We start from the raw sequence: 17,630 nt of genomic DNA on the forward strand, positions 1-17,630 counted from the left end.
AGGGTGAAAACCGATCCTGTAGGCCCGGTAAGCGCAGCGCCACCGAGCAACAGGTAGGTTATTCGTCGAAGTACCAGTATCCCTGGTTAATCAGCCCGGTGAGCTCTTCAACAAACGCCGGTTTTTTCAGCGCATCGCCCAGCTCGGCCAGACCGAGTTCGGTGTAGCGGCACAGCGCATCCGCGCCCTTCGCGTCTACCGTCTCCAGCTGTTCGCTGTTGATGAAGAAGCTGCCGTTAACGTTCAACACGCGCAGGCCGCTCAGGCGGGACAGCGTTTCGCCGCCCTGCAGCGCGTCCAGCACCTCTTCCGGCGCGTACGGCGGCTCGGCGGCGGCGATATCAAGCTCGTGGCGCGGCGTCGAGACAAAGCTGCCGAACCACTTCGTGAAATCATCAGGCTTGCCGATCATGTCGATCATCATCTGACGAATGCGATCGAGCTCGTACTGCTCCACGCGGCCCGGGTGTTCGCGACAGGTCAGATCCGGATCGCTGTAGTGCTCGCCGCCCAGATCGTTTTCCAGCGCGTAATCGGCGAAGCTGCTGATCAGATCGCGACCGTTCGGCCCTCGGAAACCGACGGAGTAGTTGAGCGCCGTCTCATGGGTAAAGCCGTCGTGCGGGAATCCAGGCGGGATGTAGAGGATATCGCCCGGGGCCAGATCCTCGTCGATGATCGGCTCGAACGGATCCACATGCAGCAACGCCGGATGCGGGCAGAACTGACGCATCGGCAGCTTGTCACCCACGCGCCAGCGGCGGCTGCCCATTCCCTGAATGATAAACACGTCGTACTGGTCGATATGTGGACCCACGCCGCCGCCCGGCACGGAGAAGGAGATCATCAGGTCATCCAGACGCCAGTCCGGCAGAACGCGGAACGGACGCACCAGCTCCGCCGCGGGCATATGCCAGTGGTTCACCGCCTGCGCCAGCAGCGACCAGCCGGTTTCGCCCAGATCGTCAAAGTGCTCAAACGGCCCGTTGCTGGCCTGCCATTTGCCGTTGAAATGACTCACCAGACGGCTATCGACTTCCGGCTCCATCGCCAGCCCTGCCAGCTCGTCCGGGGTGATCGGGTCGACAAAATTCGGGAAGGCATTTTTCAGCACTACGGGTTGTTTTTGCCAGTATTTCTCAAGAAATTCCGGCCAGTTCAGGTTGAGTTGATACGCCATGGGTAGCACCAGTGAGAGGGGAAACAGGCGCGATTATGGTGGAGAGCGTGGAGGGCTGCTTTGTCGTGGGTCAAGCGCAGATGATTTGCCTGCCACGCGCGTGTTGGCAATGATTAAACCTGGTCATTAGGTGAAGTGGTATTAAAGTAAAACTTAAATGATAATTTTTCCTGAACCTTTTCTCCCGTCGGACGTTTACTTTTACTCAAGGCATCTTACCTCTTAAAACTGGTAGTTTTTTAATTTTAAGAACAAGATTAGCATTAGAGATTGTCATTCTTTATATTTAGCTCTAAGCTATTTTCTTTTGCATACCTGGCTCATTAAAGGCAATGATTAGAATCACAAGGACTGTTGAAAGCGAACATTGCTTACAAGAATATATTTCAACGTTTTCTGCCTTAAATAATCTTATTGACCGATACCTTTCTAAAACTTATCTCAATCTTTTTGCCCGCCCTCAGCAGGCTGAAGATGGTGCGGTTGAATGGTATAGCGAAATAAATGGTAAACCCCAACGCTTTAACGCTTTAAACGTCGTTGAGCGAGACAAAATCGCCATACTCCTCTCACAAAAGCTGGCGGCACTCACTCAACTTCATCAAACACTCTCGACTAGCGCGCAGGCTTCTCCCGAAACACTGCAGTTACTGGCAAAAATAGCCAGACAGCCCTCACCAGAAAGAATATGGATCGTTGACGGTCAGCCTGTGATTACAGGCTGGGACATAATGCCTGAAACTAAGTTGCCGGCAGAACCGCTGGCTAAAAAGCGTGGGTGGTTATGGCTGGGGCTTTTAGCACTGGCTCTGCTTCTGGCTCTTGTTCTCCTGCGCGGCTGCTGGCCGACTGTCAAAGTAGCCACTCCTGCCGTTTCTCCCGTCCAGCCAGCCCCTGAGCATCAGGTTAAAATGCTCTGTCCGGCACAGCGGACAAAACAGCAGGCACCTGAAATGGTTATTATTTTTGATGCTTCTGGCTCTATGGCCATGAGCATGGATGCCACACCAGAAGAGATAATGCGGTGGATGCAGGATAAACCTGTACCCGGTATCGATCGTGAACCTCGTCGCATTACGCTCGCGCATCAATCCGCTAAACACATTATCGATGACGTGCCAAATGACATGGACATTAGCCTTATTGCTGCAGCTAATTGCCACCAGGTGAGCGCAACTCCGGCTTTCCTGCCGGAACAACGCGCTGAGCTAAAAAAGTTAATTGATAAAATCCAGCCGGTGGGTAAAACCGCTCTGGCAGAGGCGTTAGAAGAGGCGGGGAAAAGAGTTAATGGCGTTGACCGTGATGCCATAATTTTACTGGTGACGGACGGGGAAGAGACATGCGGAGGCTCGCCTTGCGATGTCGCGCTTGAGCTAAAAAAACGTAAGCCCCGATTACAGGTCAATGTTGTCGATATCATGAATACCGGCGCCGGAAACTGTATTGCCAGCAATACAGGTGGAAAGGTATTTGCTGTCAATAATACGCAGGAGTTTAATAAGATGATGAACAACGCCGTGAAGGAATATATGCCGCAGGGTTGTGATTAACACATTAGAGAAAATGAATACATTGTCAGAAATATAGTTTCACAGCGAAACTTTTTGCGGTAATCGGATAGGCGCACGTCCCAATAATAAGTTTAGTTTAGGTCTAAATGTTTTCGGCCACTTGCCGATAATAGTCAATATTTTGTTGCCATAAACAAATGACGCAGATTACCCGGCGTATTTGCGGCGTCCTTTTCCACAGTGGAACTTGCTTTCACTTGTTCGTTTAACAGCAAAGGCATGCAGCGTGAAAGAAATTTTTCTATGCAGTGACAAGCTCGATAAATATCAGTCGATGGGTGAGAATGGACAGGCAGTATATATTTCCGCATTACAGCTGCGTGAAACCCTACGACTTAGAAAACAAACGGCGGTTGCTGACACTTTAGCCATCCCGCAAATCAGCGAGCATGGCGATCGAATCGACTGGTATGCCCCGCTGGCCGGTGACGTTATTCCATGGACGGCCGCAACGGAAGCTGAGCGCCATGCCGCGCTCGCGCAACTCGAAACCACCCATGCAGCGTTTCGCCAGATAAGTAATGAATTTGCCCAAAGCCAGCAGCCGGAACGCCGGCTCTTTGGGAAATTACTTGAAAAAGCGATGCAATTCCCCGATCAGCAGCACGTGTGGCTGGTAGGTGGAAAGCCGGTCATCAGTTTTTGGGGATTTGTGAACGCCACTAACCAGGCCCGCATCGAGCCGTTAGACTGTTTGCGTCCAATATCTACAGCCTTGCCTCCGCAATCAGCCAGTATTGAACCGGTGATACCAGAACGCACTTTCACGCATCAAAGGCACGCCAAAAGACGCTGGTGGTTGCTCTTACCCGCATGGTTGCGTTGGCTACTGCCGCTACTTCTGTTACTCCTTTTAGCGTTACTGTTCTTACGGGGTTGCATGCCAGGCATAACGATCCCTGGTATTTCATCTTCCGTACCCGCTTTGCCCGCGCCCCACCTTCCAACAGCCGAATCTCTTGCGCCGTCGTCAAGGGCCGTCATCAGCACAACAACGTCTAAGGCGAACCTGCATTCGACTACGGGCAGTAAGATTTTAAGCGCCACGGGCACTTCACTCACAACGTCACAAGAGCAATCAGCATTACAAACGCCGTCACAAAGCGCAGCAGCAACGGCATCTGCTGTGGATCCTGCGTCAGCCACGAATAGCCCTCATCCCGGCGGAACAGCACCTGCTCTCGAAGCGCCATCAGCCAATACCTCAACTGGCGCTAAAGTCCCGTTGACCCTGCCTGCATCTTCACTGGCCCAAGGAAACACCCGTTTTCTGGACGGGAACTGGCACGCAGGGGCTGGTATTCAGGATCAACGCACAGGAAAGCCCCTTAGTCTGAGTTACCAAATTAATAACGGTAAGGGCGAAGTACAGATGATCCGTGGCGACGGTGTGACCTGTCGTGGCGCGGTCAACGCGGCCATTCAGTCAGGTCATCTCGCCATCAACAATCAGGGAGAAGCACAGTGCTCCGATGGGTCACGCTACCAAATGCCAGAAATTCTGTGTGCTCCCGGCGCGCAAAACATTGCGGATTGCAAAGGCCGTTACGACGCCAAAACACTTTTCCCTATTTCGATGAAGCAGGAGGCAAGTCAGTAAATGCTCGCTGAACTCACTGATTTTAAAAAACAGGTCAAACTTATTCGCGACAGCGGGATCCAGTTCCTTGATTTCGCCTTTACCCTGCCAACGCGTAAAGAATATGGGGAATTTCTTCGTCAACAGGGTGACGAGGCTATTATGCGGCTTATCTATAATGAGAGGGAAGATAAGCTGCAGATCCCTCAGCCTGACAGCGAACCTCCTCGCTACGCAGACTCCGACTACACATTGACGACCGAAGAGTCGCTACGCCTCTATCGCGGCCTCTGGTTACCGCTGCCATTTTTCCGCTTCAACCCGCCACGAGCCTTTGCTCACGGGCCGTATAACTGGTCACGCGTCCAGTTCCATGAGCTGCCTGAGCCGGATGAAAAGGGCAATACCTGGCGCGCTACTCTGATTTTTGATACCAAAATTTTCCCGGATCGCGAGAATACGCAGTATCTCGCACCGGGCGAGGATGATATCCGTTCAGGCGCAGGATTTGCTCTGGCACGCCATCCTCACGAGATGGGGGAGTTTCTCTCACTGCCATGGGTGAATGAATGGCTACGGGAAATTTTCAGTACTCAGGCTCGCGAAGTATTACGCCAACATATTGATGACATTGATGAACAACTGCTGCAGAAGGAACATCAGGCGCATTATCTTAACCTGCTGCATGTCCTGGCGACGACGATTGTCGTTCCTGAAGTACAGGTCAACGACGTCAAAATCCGGGACTCAGCGATACCTGTAGACCTCGTACTGGACATTGGTAACTCACGTAGCTGCGGCATCCTGATCGAAGAACATCGTGACGATAATAAAGGGCTTTCTCAACTTTATCAGCTTCAGCTCCGAGATTTGAGCCAACCGCAATTTGTTTATAACGAGCCTTTTGACAGCCGTCTCGAGTTTGCCCAGGCCGAATTCGGCAAGCAGGATTTCTCGCTAAAAAGCGGGCGCAGCGATGCCTTCACATGGCCAACCATTGGACGCGTCGGCGGAGAAGCCTTCAGAATGGCGGCTCAACGCCTGGGTACCGAGGGCTCAACAGGGATCTCCAGCCCTAAACGCTACCTCTGGGACGATCAACCCTATTCACCGGGATGGCGCTTTAGCCAGGCCTTCGTGAAAAGTGACAGAGAGCCGTTAGCCACTGCAGCACCGCTGCTGTATATGGTCAACGATCAGGGGAAATTGCTCATTCGCCTGAAAAATGAAGAAGACCGTATGCCCGTCTTCACGCCGGTATACAGTCGTAGCTCGCTGATGACGATGATGTTGTCAGAGGTATTAAGCCAGGCTCTCATGCAAATCAACAGCCCTTCACAGCGGCTGAAGATGAACCACGCCAGCACACCGCGTCGTTTACGAAATGTCATTATGACTGTCCCTCCGGCGATGCCAAAGCCTGAGCGCGCTATCTTTGAGGAGAGCATGCATGACGCTATCCGCATGGTCTGGAAAGCGCTCGGCTGGGAAGAGATGGATTATGAAGGCGATGACCCGCAGTGCTTGAAATACGCCCATCCAGGTGTACACGTGAAGTGGGACGAAGCCACCTGTGGGCAGTTGGTATATCTCTATAACGAAACGCAGAACTACTTTGGCGGTCGCACGGACGAATTTTTTGCAGCTACTCGCCGTCCCGATACTCAAAAAGACACCAGCGATACACGCTCATTAAAAATCGCGTCGATTGACATTGGCGGAGGAACGACCGACCTCGTCATTTCTCGCTACACGCTGGATGAAGGCCAGGGCATTAACGTCCGGATTACCCCGAAACAGCTTTTCCGTGAAGGGTTTAAGGTAGCAGGCGACGACATACTGCTGGATGTTATACGGCTTTTCCTCCAGCCAGCAGTAAAAGCGGCCATGACCAAAGTCGGCCACAGCGATCTTGCAGCCGAATCAATGATGTCACAACTGTTCGGTAGTGAATCGATCGAAGCCGGAAAACAGGTATTACGTCAGCAGCTTACACTTCAGATCTTCGCGCCTCTGGCGTTATCTATTTTGCATCGCTATGAAGAGTACTCCCCGGAAAATGGGCGGGAGATACTGAATTACACCTTCCGTGAGCTACTTGCCGATAATCTTCCAACCGAGAAAGTACAGGATTACGTCAACGACGTTGCCCGTTCCGGACAGCTTGCGAGCGAAGTACCGTTCTCCATTCTGGATGTACCGCTGGAGTTGGATCTTGCGCGTCTGCACAATGAATTTATCGACCCTCGCAGCGGGCGAATGAACATTTGCCACAGCCTGCGCGCGTTGTGCGAAGTGCTTTGGCACTACAACTGCGATGTACTACTTTTAACCGGTCGTCCATCCCGCCTGCCGGGAATTCAAGCGCTCATTCGCCAGCTTCAACCTGTTCCCCCTTCTCGCGTGCTGCCACTCCACGGTTATGAAACCGGTGGCTGGTATCCGTTTAACAAGAAAGGATGCATTGACGATCCGAAATCGACAGCCGTTGTGGGGGCGATGCTCTGCCTGCTAGCGGAGAAATCCAGACTCAACAACTTCTTCTTCCGCACCGCGAACTTTAAGCCTTATTCAACCATCCGCTATGTCGGGATGCTTGATGGAAACAATGTGATTAAAGACAGCAATGTCGCCTATCGCGACGTTGATTTGGACTCCGCTGATTTCCAGTTACCGGAAGGGAAAGGCTTTGAAGCACGGGGGGAAGTGCGTATCGGTTTCCGCCAGCTTGATAACGAACGCTGGCCATCGACCGCACTTTACACCCTAAAAATTACCAGTGCGAACCTGGCTAGCGAGCTGTCGGGTGATGCTGTAATAAGCATCGTTTTAACCGCAGAACAGGGACGTGGACGTAGTAGCGAAGAACCGGTCAGTCCGGAGCGCTTCCAGATTGGCTCGATGGAAATGAAAAACGCACAGCGCGGTTATGGTCGTAGAGATGTTGCATTCCAGTTGAACACAATGGTCGGTAATGGGCTGAGTGAAACCCATTACTGGCTGGATAGCGGGAGTATTAAAAGCTAATGAGCACTATTCATCCCAACACCATTATCCAGGGCTGGAATGGCGTAGAACAAGGTGCAGGCCGGGCCATTGACTGGATCGCAAGCGTTCGTCAGGACGCGCCGCGCCTGAACACTGAAGCGGATCGCCTGACCATGAACTTGCGCCGCAGCCGTAACAAAGCACGCAGATTGGCGCAGGCCGCAGCGAAACCGATGACAATCGGCTTCTTTGGCTTGTCGCAGGCAGGCAAATCGTATCTCATTTCCGCGCTGGCTGCGGGTGAAAACGGAAAGCTGGAAACACGCCTCGGCGGCAATCAGCTCGATTTTCTAACCCACATCAACCCGCCAGGCGGCGGCAAAGAGGCGACGGGTCTTGTTACCCGGTTTAGCCGCAGTGATCAGAGCACAGACGACCGCTGGCCTGTCACGTTACAGCTCTTCAACGAAGTGGAAATGGGGAAGATCCTCGCCAACGCATTCATCCATGACTTCAACCAGGAAAAATTTGACTGGCAGTTCGATGAAAAACGCATCAGCGATCTGTTAACGTCCCTGTCGAAACGACGCCTGACCTCCCGCAGCCCTGGCGTGACCGAAGATGACGTAGTTTCTTTTTGGGATTACCTCATCCGCCATGCTGAGAAAACGCAAAGCCGTTTTGCCCTGACCTACTGGCCACAGGCAGTAAGCCTCGCACCATGGCTTTCTGTTGAAGATCGCGGCCAGCTTTTCTCCGTTTTATGGGGCGAAGTACCAGAACTAACCAATGCCTATATCCGTTTTGCCAACACGCTACAGCGTCTCGGTGGAGTGCAGGAGCTGCGTGCCCCACTGAGCACACTGGTTCGTAACGAAAACGGCCTGCTTATCCAGCGGGATAGCATCATGAACGTCGATATGCTGGAGCGGCTGAATACCCCGTCGGATCAGACTATTGAAGTCTGTCCTGTGGTAAATGGGCAAACGGGTGCGTCTATTTCGCTATCGCTGGCAGAGCTCACTGCGCTTACCGTTGAATTGCATATCCCGTTAATGGCTCCGCCTCGCGAAACAATCTTCGAAAGCGTCGACTTGCTTGATTTCCCGGGTTATCGCGGCCGTCTGGCGGTGGAGTCCATGAGTGATGTCACTCGCGAGGTTAAAAATGCAGAGAGCAACCCGCTAGCGCAGTTAATTTTGCGCGGAAAAGTGGCCTATCTTTTTGAACGTTATACCGAAAACCAGGAGATGAATGTCCTGGTGGTGTGTACGGCCTCAACAAAACAGTCTGATGTCAAAGAAGTGGGCGGCGTGCTGGACGAGTGGATCCGTTACACCCAGGGCGCCGATGCCGACGCGCGTGGTCGTCGCTTACCTGGCCTTGTCTGGGCATTAACCATGTTTGATCTGCGCATTAGCCAAAACCTTTCCCATGACGAAGCACTTCTTCGCCAGTCCTGGGGGCTTGGCGGGATGATCAAAATGGCGATGACCGAGCGTTTTGGCCAGTACAAATGGATGCAGGAATGGAGCCAGGGCCAGGCGTTCAATAACACGTTCCTGGTGCGCAAACCGCGCCAGCAAACGCCCTTTATCCGCATGAACGCAGGTAGTGAAGCGGCTTTCAACGACGACAATGGCGGGCAGCTCGCACTGATGCGGAAAACCTTCCTTGAAGATGAAGCTGTCGCTCGCTACATCGCGAACCCTGCTGAAGCCTGGGATGCGATGCTCACCCTCAACGACGGTGGTATGCGCCGAATGGCCGATTATCTGGCCCGCGTCGCCCGCCCTGAACTGAAACTGGAGCGGATCGCAGAACAGCTCGACGAGATCCGCCACGAACTGGTCGAAGGGGGTCTGGGGAACTGGTATCAGCCGGACGGTGAAGAAGAGCTGTCCAGAAAATCCCGAATTGCGCAAGAGATCCTTGCCACACTGAAAAAACGCAGCGGCATGCACGGCGAACTGCTGGCGCGGTTGGTTCCGGCACGCCGCGATCTCCATGCACTTTACATGCAGCAAACGACCCTGTCTGCGCCTGAAGCAGAAGAAGATGCAGGATTCTTTGATATCGGTGTGGAAGATGCTTTCGAAAGCAGCGCAACAGCGGTTACGACGCACAGCCATGAGATCGCTTTCGCGCACCAGAGCGTTCAGCTCTGGATTAACCATCTGCGCGGCCTACCTGAAACCGCAGCCATGCTCAACTACATCAGTCTTCCGCGCCCGATTGCCGAAGCGCTGGTAGACGAATTGATCACGGGGTTATTGCGTTCACGTGTCGAGGACGCGCTGGTCAATGCAATAAAAAATACCGAGCAGGCTGGCGTTCGTCGCGAACGTATGGTCGAGCGTCAGGTTTCACGCGTGCTTCACGTGATGAGCGATTTCATCACCTGGCTGGGCTATCAAAATATACCGGAATCGAAACGCCCGGCCCGTCTCAACCAGCCCGAACAGCCGATCTTTACCCGTCCACCAACGTGCGACAGCGTGGTCTGGAAAGGTGATGAACGCCTCGCACGCCTGACGCCGCAACAGCTGAACTACAGTGCCTTCTTTATCATCGACTGGCTGGTTGGACTGGAAGCACTCATTACCGAAAACGCAGGCCATTCTGCCGGACGCGAGATTAGCGTCGCGCAGAACGAAAATCTGGGCGTCATTCTCCGCCAGATTAAATCGGCAAAGGAGTAACTGGACGTGATCAAACCTGAACTTAAGACGCTGAACCCTATACAACCAGGATTCGCATTACTCTTGTTGAAAGGCTGGAAAGGCGATGCCGAGGGCGTCACAATCTCGGTAGTACGTAATCAGGATCGCCTGTATCTGGATAGCCACGGTGATTGGGTCAGTGGCGAGATTTTCCTCGCCCTTCCTCCACTGATACAAAATGAGGAGACCCCCTGCGTTCAGGTCGGCCCTTCTCTGATCGATCCACTACTCGCCAACCGTCAGGCGGCCTATCGCATCACCATCAAAGATGGAAGTAATAACGATGTGGGGATTCTAACCATCGCTGAAGGGCTACTTAGCTCCCAGGCTGGTGGTGAAAACCCACTCCCGGATAATATACAGACGCTGAATGATACCCCCATCGTACAGCCGATGTCCGCTCAAGAACCGGAACCTGTCGTTTTAGAACCTGCCGCAGAAAAGCCTGTATCTCAACAGCCGCAGAAGCCGAAAAGTCAGCTGCCGTTATTTGCGGGATTAGCCATTCTATTGCTCCTGCTGGCCGCTGCTGGGTGGTGGTTTACCCGTAAGCCAGAGCCTGCAATTCCAGCGGCACCTCCCGCGCCCGTCGCGAAAACTACCGGGCCGTGTGGTGATGAACAAATGGCGAGCGGCAATGAAATGGCGTTCGTTAAAGGGTGCCTGCGTAGCCAGCCAAGTAGTGCACAACTGCTGGACGTCATCGCAAAAGCGAAAGCGGCAAAACATTGCGATATCGCTCAGCGCCTTTACGCCTATAAAGCCCAGTCCGGCGATACGCAGATAGCCGTTCGTTATGCACAAGAATATGACCCGAAAACCGCAAAACCAGGAGGATGCTTCAATCCTGACGCAGAGACAGCGGCGTATTGGTATGAGTCGGTTGTAAATCAGGATCCGCAGAATAACGAGGCCAAAGCCCGTTTAGCTGAGCTAAAGAAATAGGATAAACAATGAAATACATGCATTGGTTCAGTAGCCTGGTGTGTGCCGCAACGCTGGCATCCCCCGCCTGTGCCGCGGGTAAACAGCCGCTTTTGCAGGAAGGTAAACATGCGTTATTCCAGCGGGTACTGACTTACCCAGGCTGCCAGCTGTCCGCCAACGCAGGTGAAGCAGGTAAAGAGCAGCCGGCCTTTAGTCGATTTTATGTTTACCAAAGGACAACGCAGGGTCAGGACACGTGGCTGCAGGTTGGGCCGGACAGCTTTGGTCATACCGCTGGCTGGATGAAATCCTCCTGCACCGTTGACTGGAAAATGCAGCTGACGCTGGCGTTTACCAATCCTGCTGGCCGACACCCGATGCTGTTCTTTAAAGAGAAATCCGACGTTGAGTCTCTTCTGAACAGCAAAAATCCTGCGGCAACATTGCAACCAATGCTCAACAGTTTGAGCAGCCATAAACCGGTCCCGCAGGTTCTGGCACGCGAGCCTGATTACATGGTGGATCAGTTAAAAAACTTTTATCTCTTACCTGTTCTTGGCTCAGATGATGTGTTTACCGATACCGGCTTCCAGGTACGTGTACTCAACGTTGCCTCCGTCAGTGAAAAGTCGCCCGCAAAAAAGGCCGCGTCCGCTGCTGATGAAAAGAACATGATGAAAGGGTTCTCCGCCTCGGTTGTCTTTGTGATCGACTCCACCATCTCGATGGGGCCGTATATCGATCGCACCAAAGAGGCGATCGATAAGATCTACAAGAGGATCGAGAAGGAACACTTACAGGATCAGGTCAAGTTTGGCCTGGTAGCTTTCCGCTCCAGCGTGAAAGCGGTTCCGGGTCTTGAATACGACAGCAAGATGTATGTCGACCCCAATACCGTTAAAGATGGTAAAGACTTCCTCGCTAAAGTACATGACCTGAAGCAGGCTACCGTTTCCAGCAGCAAGGTTGATGAAGATGCCTACGGCGGGGTCATGACAGCGCTGGACAAAGTGGACTGGACGCAGTTTGGCGCCCGCTACGTTGTACTGATTACTGACGCAGGCGCGCTTGATGGCACAGATAAGCTCTCGTCAACCCATCTGGATGCCGCCCAGGTGCGTCAGGAAGCCGCCTATCGCGGCGTTGCGCTGTATGCGTTACATCTGAAAACCTCTGATGGTAAGAAAAATCACAGTTCTGCTGAAGCCCAGTATCAGGAACTGACGTTAAATCCATTCCTGCACAAACCGCTCTACTATCCTATTGATTCAGGTGATGTAAATAGCTTCGGTAGTATGGTCGATAACCTGGCGAATGCCATTACCGGCCAGATTAAAACAGCCTGGAGCGGCGAAGAAACGGCGGGGAGCGCGCTGGGGGCAAACCCTAAATATGCCGGTAAGAAAGAAGATCCCCTGCTCAGTGATGCCGACAAGTTAAGTAAGGCAATGCGTCTTGCCTATCTGGGTGAAAAGCAAGGCACCACGGCACCACCGGTATTCAAGTCATGGATAAGCGACCGCGATCTGATTGACCAAAACATCCCGGCGACCGAGGTGCGCGTACTGCTCACGAAAAGCGAGCTCAGCGATCTGAGCGATGTCATGAAGAAGATCGTCAATGCCGCCAATGAGGGGATGATCTCTCCGGATGACATGTTTGCCAGCCTGCGTTCTCTGGCGGCAACCATGGGCAACGATCCAAACCAGGCGAAAGGGAAAAATGCGACCCGCCTCGGAGAGATGGGACTGCTCGGTGAATATATCGAGAGCTTACCTTACCTCAGCGAAGTATTGAGCCTGGATGAAGAAACCTGGAAAAGCTGGGATGGCCTTGAGCAGGAGCGTTTCATCCGCAGGCTGAATACCAAGCTTAATTACTATCAACGCTACAACCAGGATGTAGACCGTTGGGTGGCATTAGCGCCCGATAGCGACCCACGCGATAACGTTTATCCGGTACCTCTGGAGAACCTGCCCTGATGTTGAGGATCCGCGATATGGAGATCAGCCGGGGCGGAACGCATGGCTATAGCGTCGCCCTCCCGCACCTCTCGTTGAAAAAGGGAGAGGTGGTCGCTCTAACCGGGCCTAGCGGGTGCGGTAAAAGCACGCTTCTGGAGATGATAGGGGCGATCCTCCGCCCAGCGCATCTTGCCGAGTACCGGCTCGCCGGTCGCGATATTTCAATACCGCTCATGGCTGAAAACGAGCCTGTCCTGGCCGCGCTTCGCGCACGCGAGCTTGGGTTTATGCTACAGCACGGCGGCTTGTTGCCCTGGTTACCCGTGATAGAAAATATCACTCTGGTTCGCAGGCTGGCAGGACTTAGCCTACAGTCAGCCTGGCTCGATAAGGCCATCGACAGCCTGGGCGTGCGGCCGCTGCTGACAAGAATGCCTTCCCGGCTTTCTATCGGCGAGCGCCAGCGCGTTGCCTTCATCCGTGCGATTGCCCACCAGCCACGCTTACTCCTTGCCGATGAACCGACTGCGGCGCTGGATCCTGATAATGCAGACCGGCTGTTTGACCTGATGATCGGCATGGTGCGCTCACTGGATATGGCAGCCATTGTTGTGAGCCACGACTGGCAGCGCGTGACGCAATTTGGGATTGACCGATATCAGGCCGTGACCGGAGAGGGAAAAAGTGTCTTCTTACCCAGCTGATATGCCAGCGTCAGGCACCCTGCTATGCCGTATGGCTCTGCGCGATCTCATTCACGATCGCAAGGTCGCGCTGTGCATCATCTTCTCTTTGATTGCCGTTATCGCACCGTTATTGCTGCTGTTCGGATTGAAGAATGGCATTGTCAGTCAGCTTCGCCATCAGCTTCTCGACGACCCTCGCACCCGGGAAGTACGTATAACGGGTAATGGTAATTATGATCTTGCCTGGCTTGATAAGCTCGCCCGCCGTTCAGAAGTCGGATTTTCGATTCCGTTAACCCGTTCGCTGAACACTCAGGCCGATCTGGTCCGGGACGGGCAACACTTTGTCCCGGGTGCTGAAGTGATCCCGACGGCCAAAGGCGATCCTCTTTTACAGGATGTCAGAGCACCGGTCAAAGACAGCGATACCGTACTCAGCGCCAGTGCGGCACGGCGCCTTGGCGTGCAGCCAGGAGATATCCTGCGCCTGATGGTGAGCCGAAAAAGCGAAGGGAAAAACCAACGCGCCACGTTCGCTTTAACCGTTACCGGCGTGCTGGATGACGCAAAATTTTCACGTCAAGGTGCCTTTATTACATTGCCTTTGCTTGTTGCTCTGGAAGACTACCGCGATGGCTTTCAGGCTCCCTTGCTGGGGGTCAGCGATGGCAAGCCGCCCAGAGAGAGAACCCGCTATTCAAGAGCACGTATCTATGCCAGTTCGGTAGAAGACGTTTCACTCCTCGCGCGGTGGCTGGAGACTCAGAACATTGAGGCTATCACTCAGTCAGCTCAAATTGAGTCTGTGCGTGCCATCGACCGTGTGCTGGGGATTATCTTTGGTGTGATTGCCTGGATCTCTGCATCAGGGTGCATCGCCTCGTTAGTCGGTGCCTTCATCGCCAACATTGATCGTAAGCGCAAAGATATGGCCGTGCTGCGCCTTCTGGGTTTTCGCCGTCGCGCTGTGACGCTTTTTATTATTATTCAGGCGCTGTGTTTGACCGGCGTCTCATACGGACTGGGTGTGATCATCTACCTGCTGGGCAGCGCATTGTTCAACCATGTGTTGGGCAGTTCTTTACCGGACCAGGCATTCGTCTGTCACCTTGACCCCATTCATTTTATCGCCGCATTGCTCTGTGTCCTTACCGTGGCGTTAGGCGTGGCCGCTATCGGAGCACTGCGCGCACTGAAAATCGAACCTGCGGAGAGTTTACGTGAAATCTAAACTGGCGATGAGCCTGGCTATCATTGGACTCGGGTACGCCTGCGCGGCGAAAGCCACCTGGGATGAAAAGTTCTGGAACCCAAAACCTCTGGCCGATGACGTGATATTGCCTATGCCGTGCGACGGTGCCATGGCATTTCGCAAAGTCGCTATCCCGCTGAATAAACCGCTGGAAGATTACAACATCACGCTGGGGCAAGAAGGCGACGACTGGGGATACGTTGAACAATCTCGCCAGGAACACATTGCTGGCAGTTTCCCGGAGAAGGGTGGTAAGGGCCGTTATTACCTGATGGCCAAATATGAACTGAGCGACCTGCAGTATCGCGCGCTTTCTGGGGAATGCCCGACGACGGATATGAAAGGACGTTTACCGAAGGTGAGTATTGGCTGGATGGATGCCATGGTATTCGCAAATCAATACAACCTGTGGTTACGAAAAGAAAAACTTTCTGCACTGCCTGAAGATGATGGTCAGGCGGGATTTTTACGGCTTCCGACAGAAACCGAGTGGGAGTTTGCTGCACGCGGCGGGCTCGCGGTTTCCCCCGCAGAGTTCCGCGATCGCCACTTCCCCATGCCTGAAGGATTAAACGGTTATGTCTGGTTTGCGGGGGCACAGTCTGCAAATGGAAAACTTCAGCTTACCGGCCTGCTGAAACCTAACCCGCTCGGATTGCACGACATACTGGGCAACGCAGCAGAGATGATGTTTGACCCGTTCCGCCTGAACAAGCTCGATCGCCTGCATGGTAAGGCTGGGGGCTATGTCGTTCGGGGGGGCAGTTATATGACTCCTCAGGCGGATATCCGCAGTTCACTGCGTGGAGAGGAGCCGTACTATGCCAATACAGGCGAGAATACGACCAAAAGCACCGGTGTTCGTCTGGTTTTAGTTTCCACAACCCTGACATCACGCGAGCGGGTGAAAGAGATTGAAAAAGAGTGGCAATCATTAGGCACGGGTAAAAAGGAGACACCTGCAGGCAAAGCTGATGATTCGCTAAAAAACCTGAATGCTATCTCGGTAAAAGTCCAGGATGACGCACTGAAGAAACAACTTGAGCAACTGCGTGGTGAGCTGCGCGCAAATAGCCAGCTTCGGGATGAACAACGGGATCAGGCAATACGCACATCGTTACAGTTGGGCGCCTTTTTGTGCACAAAAATGAAAGATGACGGCGAGTTTTACGATCGTCTCAACCAGCTCTTCACCAAAACCTGTGCCGCAGGCAGCCAGCTTGATGCTAATTGCTCCCGCCGTCAGGAACAGCTTGGTCAACATCAAAAAGCCCTTGATTTTATTACCAGTTATTACGCTGACACCCTGGTAGACATGGGCACAACCTATGACAAACCCCTCATCGAACCGCAGGTCGCTGTCGTATTGCAACAGATGGCTGCACGCGGAAAAACCAACCTTAACGGTTATCTCGATACCTACTGGAAGAATCTTCAGGGGTACTGGAAAGATGGAAAAGTTGCGCGCGAGGCGTGGCTTAGTTCATGTAAAAAAAATAATTAAATAGTTCAGGAGATTGGAATGTTAAAGGTTATTCGCACAGCAGTGATAGCAGGAATGATGGTATTTCTGGCGGGGTGCCAGAATGGCAGTACGGGAAGTAGTGGCGGCGTCGACCCGCGCCTTGCCAATAATCAGGACGTTGAGTTTTTCAATAAATCAGGCTGGCAGGCCTGTGCTGGCGGCGCGGTAATCGGCGCACTGGCCTGCGCTGTCAGTAACTCCAGCAACAAAGCGGTATGTATGGCCGCCGCCGCTATCGCCGGTTGCGGTGTGGGTATGGGGGCTAACGCTTATCTGGATAATCAGCGCAAAAAATACGCCTCCCAAGAGCTGCAGTTAAACGCAACGATTAAGGATGTTGAAGCCGAAAACAAACGCATTCAGAACGCAACCAGCGTTGCAAAATCGGTTATCGACTCTGATAAAAAGACCCTCGCTCAAATAGAAAAAGATATGGCTGCAAACACGGTGAAAAAAGACGCCGTACAGAAGCAAATTAAAGGAGTGGATGCCAACATTGCTTACCTTCGCGGCACCATCACCGACATGAAAAAACATGAGAAGCAGTGGCAGGACGTTTCTGCAGACATGAGCAAATCCGGCAGTGATACCCAAAATCTGGATAGCGAGATTGCGTTGATGCGCGACAAAATTGGCTCCCTGCAGGGCGAGCTCGATAGCCTCTATACCCAGCGCACCGCGCTGAAAGTCGGTTGAGGGGAATAGCAATGCGTTATATTTTTCTTGCACTCAGCGCACTCATATTAGCCGGCTGTGCCACTAACGCGCGAGATTGTGACCCGACAACCGGTGATGTCAGCATTATTACCAAATTTAACTGCAACTACTCCGGCACCTGGGATAAGCGCGTTGAAGATAAACAAAAAACGCTGCAACACGATCAGGAACTGAATAAAGAGTTCAAAGCGGTGAATGATGCGATTGAAAAAGAGAAAGCACTGAGCAATGCCAACGTAGCCAGTAAACAAAAATCGCAGCAAGAACTGCAAAAGTCGATGAACAATCTGGTCGCCCAGTTGAAGAAAAAAACAGCTGGCCGGGCTGATGCTCAAAAGCAAGTTGCAGAACTGGAAAAAAGTATGAAGGAGGTGCAAAACAAACCAAGCGCTTCCGAATTGCAAAAACAGATGGAACTGCAGAAGCTGCAGGGACAGCTGAATGAATTACAAGAAACACTGGCTTCACAATAATAAAATAGCAGCCGGGGTACCGGCTGCTTTACCTGCTAAGGA

The 17,630-nt window shown here is 52.9% G+C and carries 12 protein-coding genes; 11 read left to right on the plus strand and 1 reads right to left on the minus strand.

Annotation, left to right across the window (positions count from 1 at the left end):
• Window positions 1-58: 58 nt before the first annotated feature.
• Complete coding sequence (locus ACOTZB_RS10235) at window positions 59-1,180, minus strand: JmjC domain-containing protein (RefSeq protein WP_421627050.1); 1,122 nt, start codon at window positions 1,178-1,180, stop codon at window positions 59-61.
• A 332-nt stretch (window positions 1,181-1,512) separates the two neighbouring features.
• Here ACOTZB_RS10235 and ACOTZB_RS10240 point away from each other — a divergent pair, with 332 nt between their 5' ends.
• From ACOTZB_RS10240 to ACOTZB_RS10290, 11 genes are all read left to right on the plus strand, one after another.
• A complete protein-coding gene (locus tag ACOTZB_RS10240; protein ID WP_421627052.1) occupies window positions 1,513-2,733 on the plus strand; it encodes a VWA domain-containing protein in 1,221 nt (406 codons plus the stop codon).
• 247 nt (window positions 2,734-2,980) lie between these two features.
• Entirely contained in the window at window positions 2,981-4,354 is a 1,374-nt protein-coding gene (locus ACOTZB_RS10245; protein WP_421627054.1) for an SrfA family protein, read from the plus strand.
• On the plus strand, window positions 4,355-7,360 hold the full coding sequence (locus tag ACOTZB_RS10250; RefSeq protein ID WP_421627056.1) for a virulence factor SrfB: 3,006 nt from the start codon (window positions 4,355-4,357) through the stop codon (window positions 7,358-7,360). It begins immediately after the preceding gene.
• Window positions 7,360-10,023, plus strand: a complete 2,664-nt coding sequence (locus ACOTZB_RS10255; protein WP_337279663.1) for a putative virulence factor — start codon at window positions 7,360-7,362, stop codon at window positions 10,021-10,023. The genes ACOTZB_RS10250 and ACOTZB_RS10255 overlap by 1 nt, the downstream gene beginning before the upstream one ends.
• A 6-nt stretch (window positions 10,024-10,029) precedes the next feature.
• On the plus strand, window positions 10,030-10,989 hold the full coding sequence (locus tag ACOTZB_RS10260) for a hypothetical protein (RefSeq protein ID WP_421627058.1): 960 nt from the start codon (window positions 10,030-10,032) through the stop codon (window positions 10,987-10,989).
• Window positions 10,990-10,997: 8 nt separating this feature from the next.
• Window positions 10,998-12,953, plus strand: a complete 1,956-nt coding sequence (locus ACOTZB_RS10265) for a vWA domain-containing protein (RefSeq protein WP_421627060.1) — start codon at window positions 10,998-11,000, stop codon at window positions 12,951-12,953.
• On the plus strand, window positions 12,953-13,639 hold the full coding sequence (locus tag ACOTZB_RS10270; protein ID WP_421627062.1) for an ABC transporter ATP-binding protein: 687 nt from the start codon (window positions 12,953-12,955) through the stop codon (window positions 13,637-13,639). The genes ACOTZB_RS10265 and ACOTZB_RS10270 overlap by 1 nt, the downstream gene beginning before the upstream one ends.
• A gap of 31 nt (window positions 13,640-13,670) precedes the next feature.
• Complete coding sequence (locus tag ACOTZB_RS10275) at window positions 13,671-14,852, plus strand: ABC transporter permease (protein ID WP_421627064.1); 1,182 nt, start codon at window positions 13,671-13,673, stop codon at window positions 14,850-14,852.
• A 130-nt stretch (window positions 14,853-14,982) separates the two neighbouring features.
• Window positions 14,983-16,377 (plus strand): SUMF1/EgtB/PvdO family nonheme iron enzyme, encoded by a 1,395-nt coding sequence (locus tag ACOTZB_RS10280; protein ID WP_421627065.1) that lies wholly within the window; start codon window positions 14,983-14,985, stop codon window positions 16,375-16,377.
• An 18-nt stretch (window positions 16,378-16,395) separates the two neighbouring features.
• Window positions 16,396-17,094 carry a hypothetical protein gene (locus ACOTZB_RS10285; protein WP_033144530.1) on the plus strand — a complete coding sequence of 233 codons (699 nt, stop codon included), beginning with the start codon at window positions 16,396-16,398 and terminating at the stop codon, window positions 17,092-17,094.
• Between the two features lie 11 nt (window positions 17,095-17,105).
• Window positions 17,106-17,588, plus strand: coding sequence for a hypothetical protein (locus ACOTZB_RS10290; protein WP_421627066.1), 483 nt, complete (start codon window positions 17,106-17,108; stop codon window positions 17,586-17,588).
• Window positions 17,589-17,630: the final 42 nt, after the last annotated feature.

Source organism: Enterobacter cloacae complex sp. SHL020 (assembly GCF_049236945.1).
Classification (GTDB): domain Bacteria; phylum Pseudomonadota; class Gammaproteobacteria; order Enterobacterales; family Enterobacteriaceae; genus Enterobacter; species Enterobacter dykesii.

Coding starts and splice junctions, on each gene's coding strand:
- ACOTZB_RS10235 (WP_421627050.1), bottom strand. CDS start 1,180: ATGGCGTATCAACTCAACCTGAACTGGCCGGAATTTCTTGAGAAATAC.
- ACOTZB_RS10240 (WP_421627052.1), top strand. CDS start 1,513: ATGATTAGAATCACAAGGACTGTTGAAAGCGAACATTGCTTACAAGAA.
- ACOTZB_RS10250 (WP_421627056.1), top strand. CDS start 4,355: ATGCTCGCTGAACTCACTGATTTTAAAAAACAGGTCAAACTTATTCGC.
- ACOTZB_RS10255 (WP_337279663.1), top strand. CDS start 7,360: ATGAGCACTATTCATCCCAACACCATTATCCAGGGCTGGAATGGCGTA.
- ACOTZB_RS10265 (WP_421627060.1), top strand. CDS start 10,998: ATGAAATACATGCATTGGTTCAGTAGCCTGGTGTGTGCCGCAACGCTG.
- ACOTZB_RS10270 (WP_421627062.1), top strand. CDS start 12,953: ATGTTGAGGATCCGCGATATGGAGATCAGCCGGGGCGGAACGCATGGC.
- ACOTZB_RS10275 (WP_421627064.1), top strand. CDS start 13,671: ATGGCTCTGCGCGATCTCATTCACGATCGCAAGGTCGCGCTGTGCATC.
- ACOTZB_RS10280 (WP_421627065.1), top strand. CDS start 14,983: ATGGCATTTCGCAAAGTCGCTATCCCGCTGAATAAACCGCTGGAAGAT.
- ACOTZB_RS10285 (WP_033144530.1), top strand. CDS start 16,396: ATGTTAAAGGTTATTCGCACAGCAGTGATAGCAGGAATGATGGTATTT.
- ACOTZB_RS10290 (WP_421627066.1), top strand. CDS start 17,106: ATGCGTTATATTTTTCTTGCACTCAGCGCACTCATATTAGCCGGCTGT.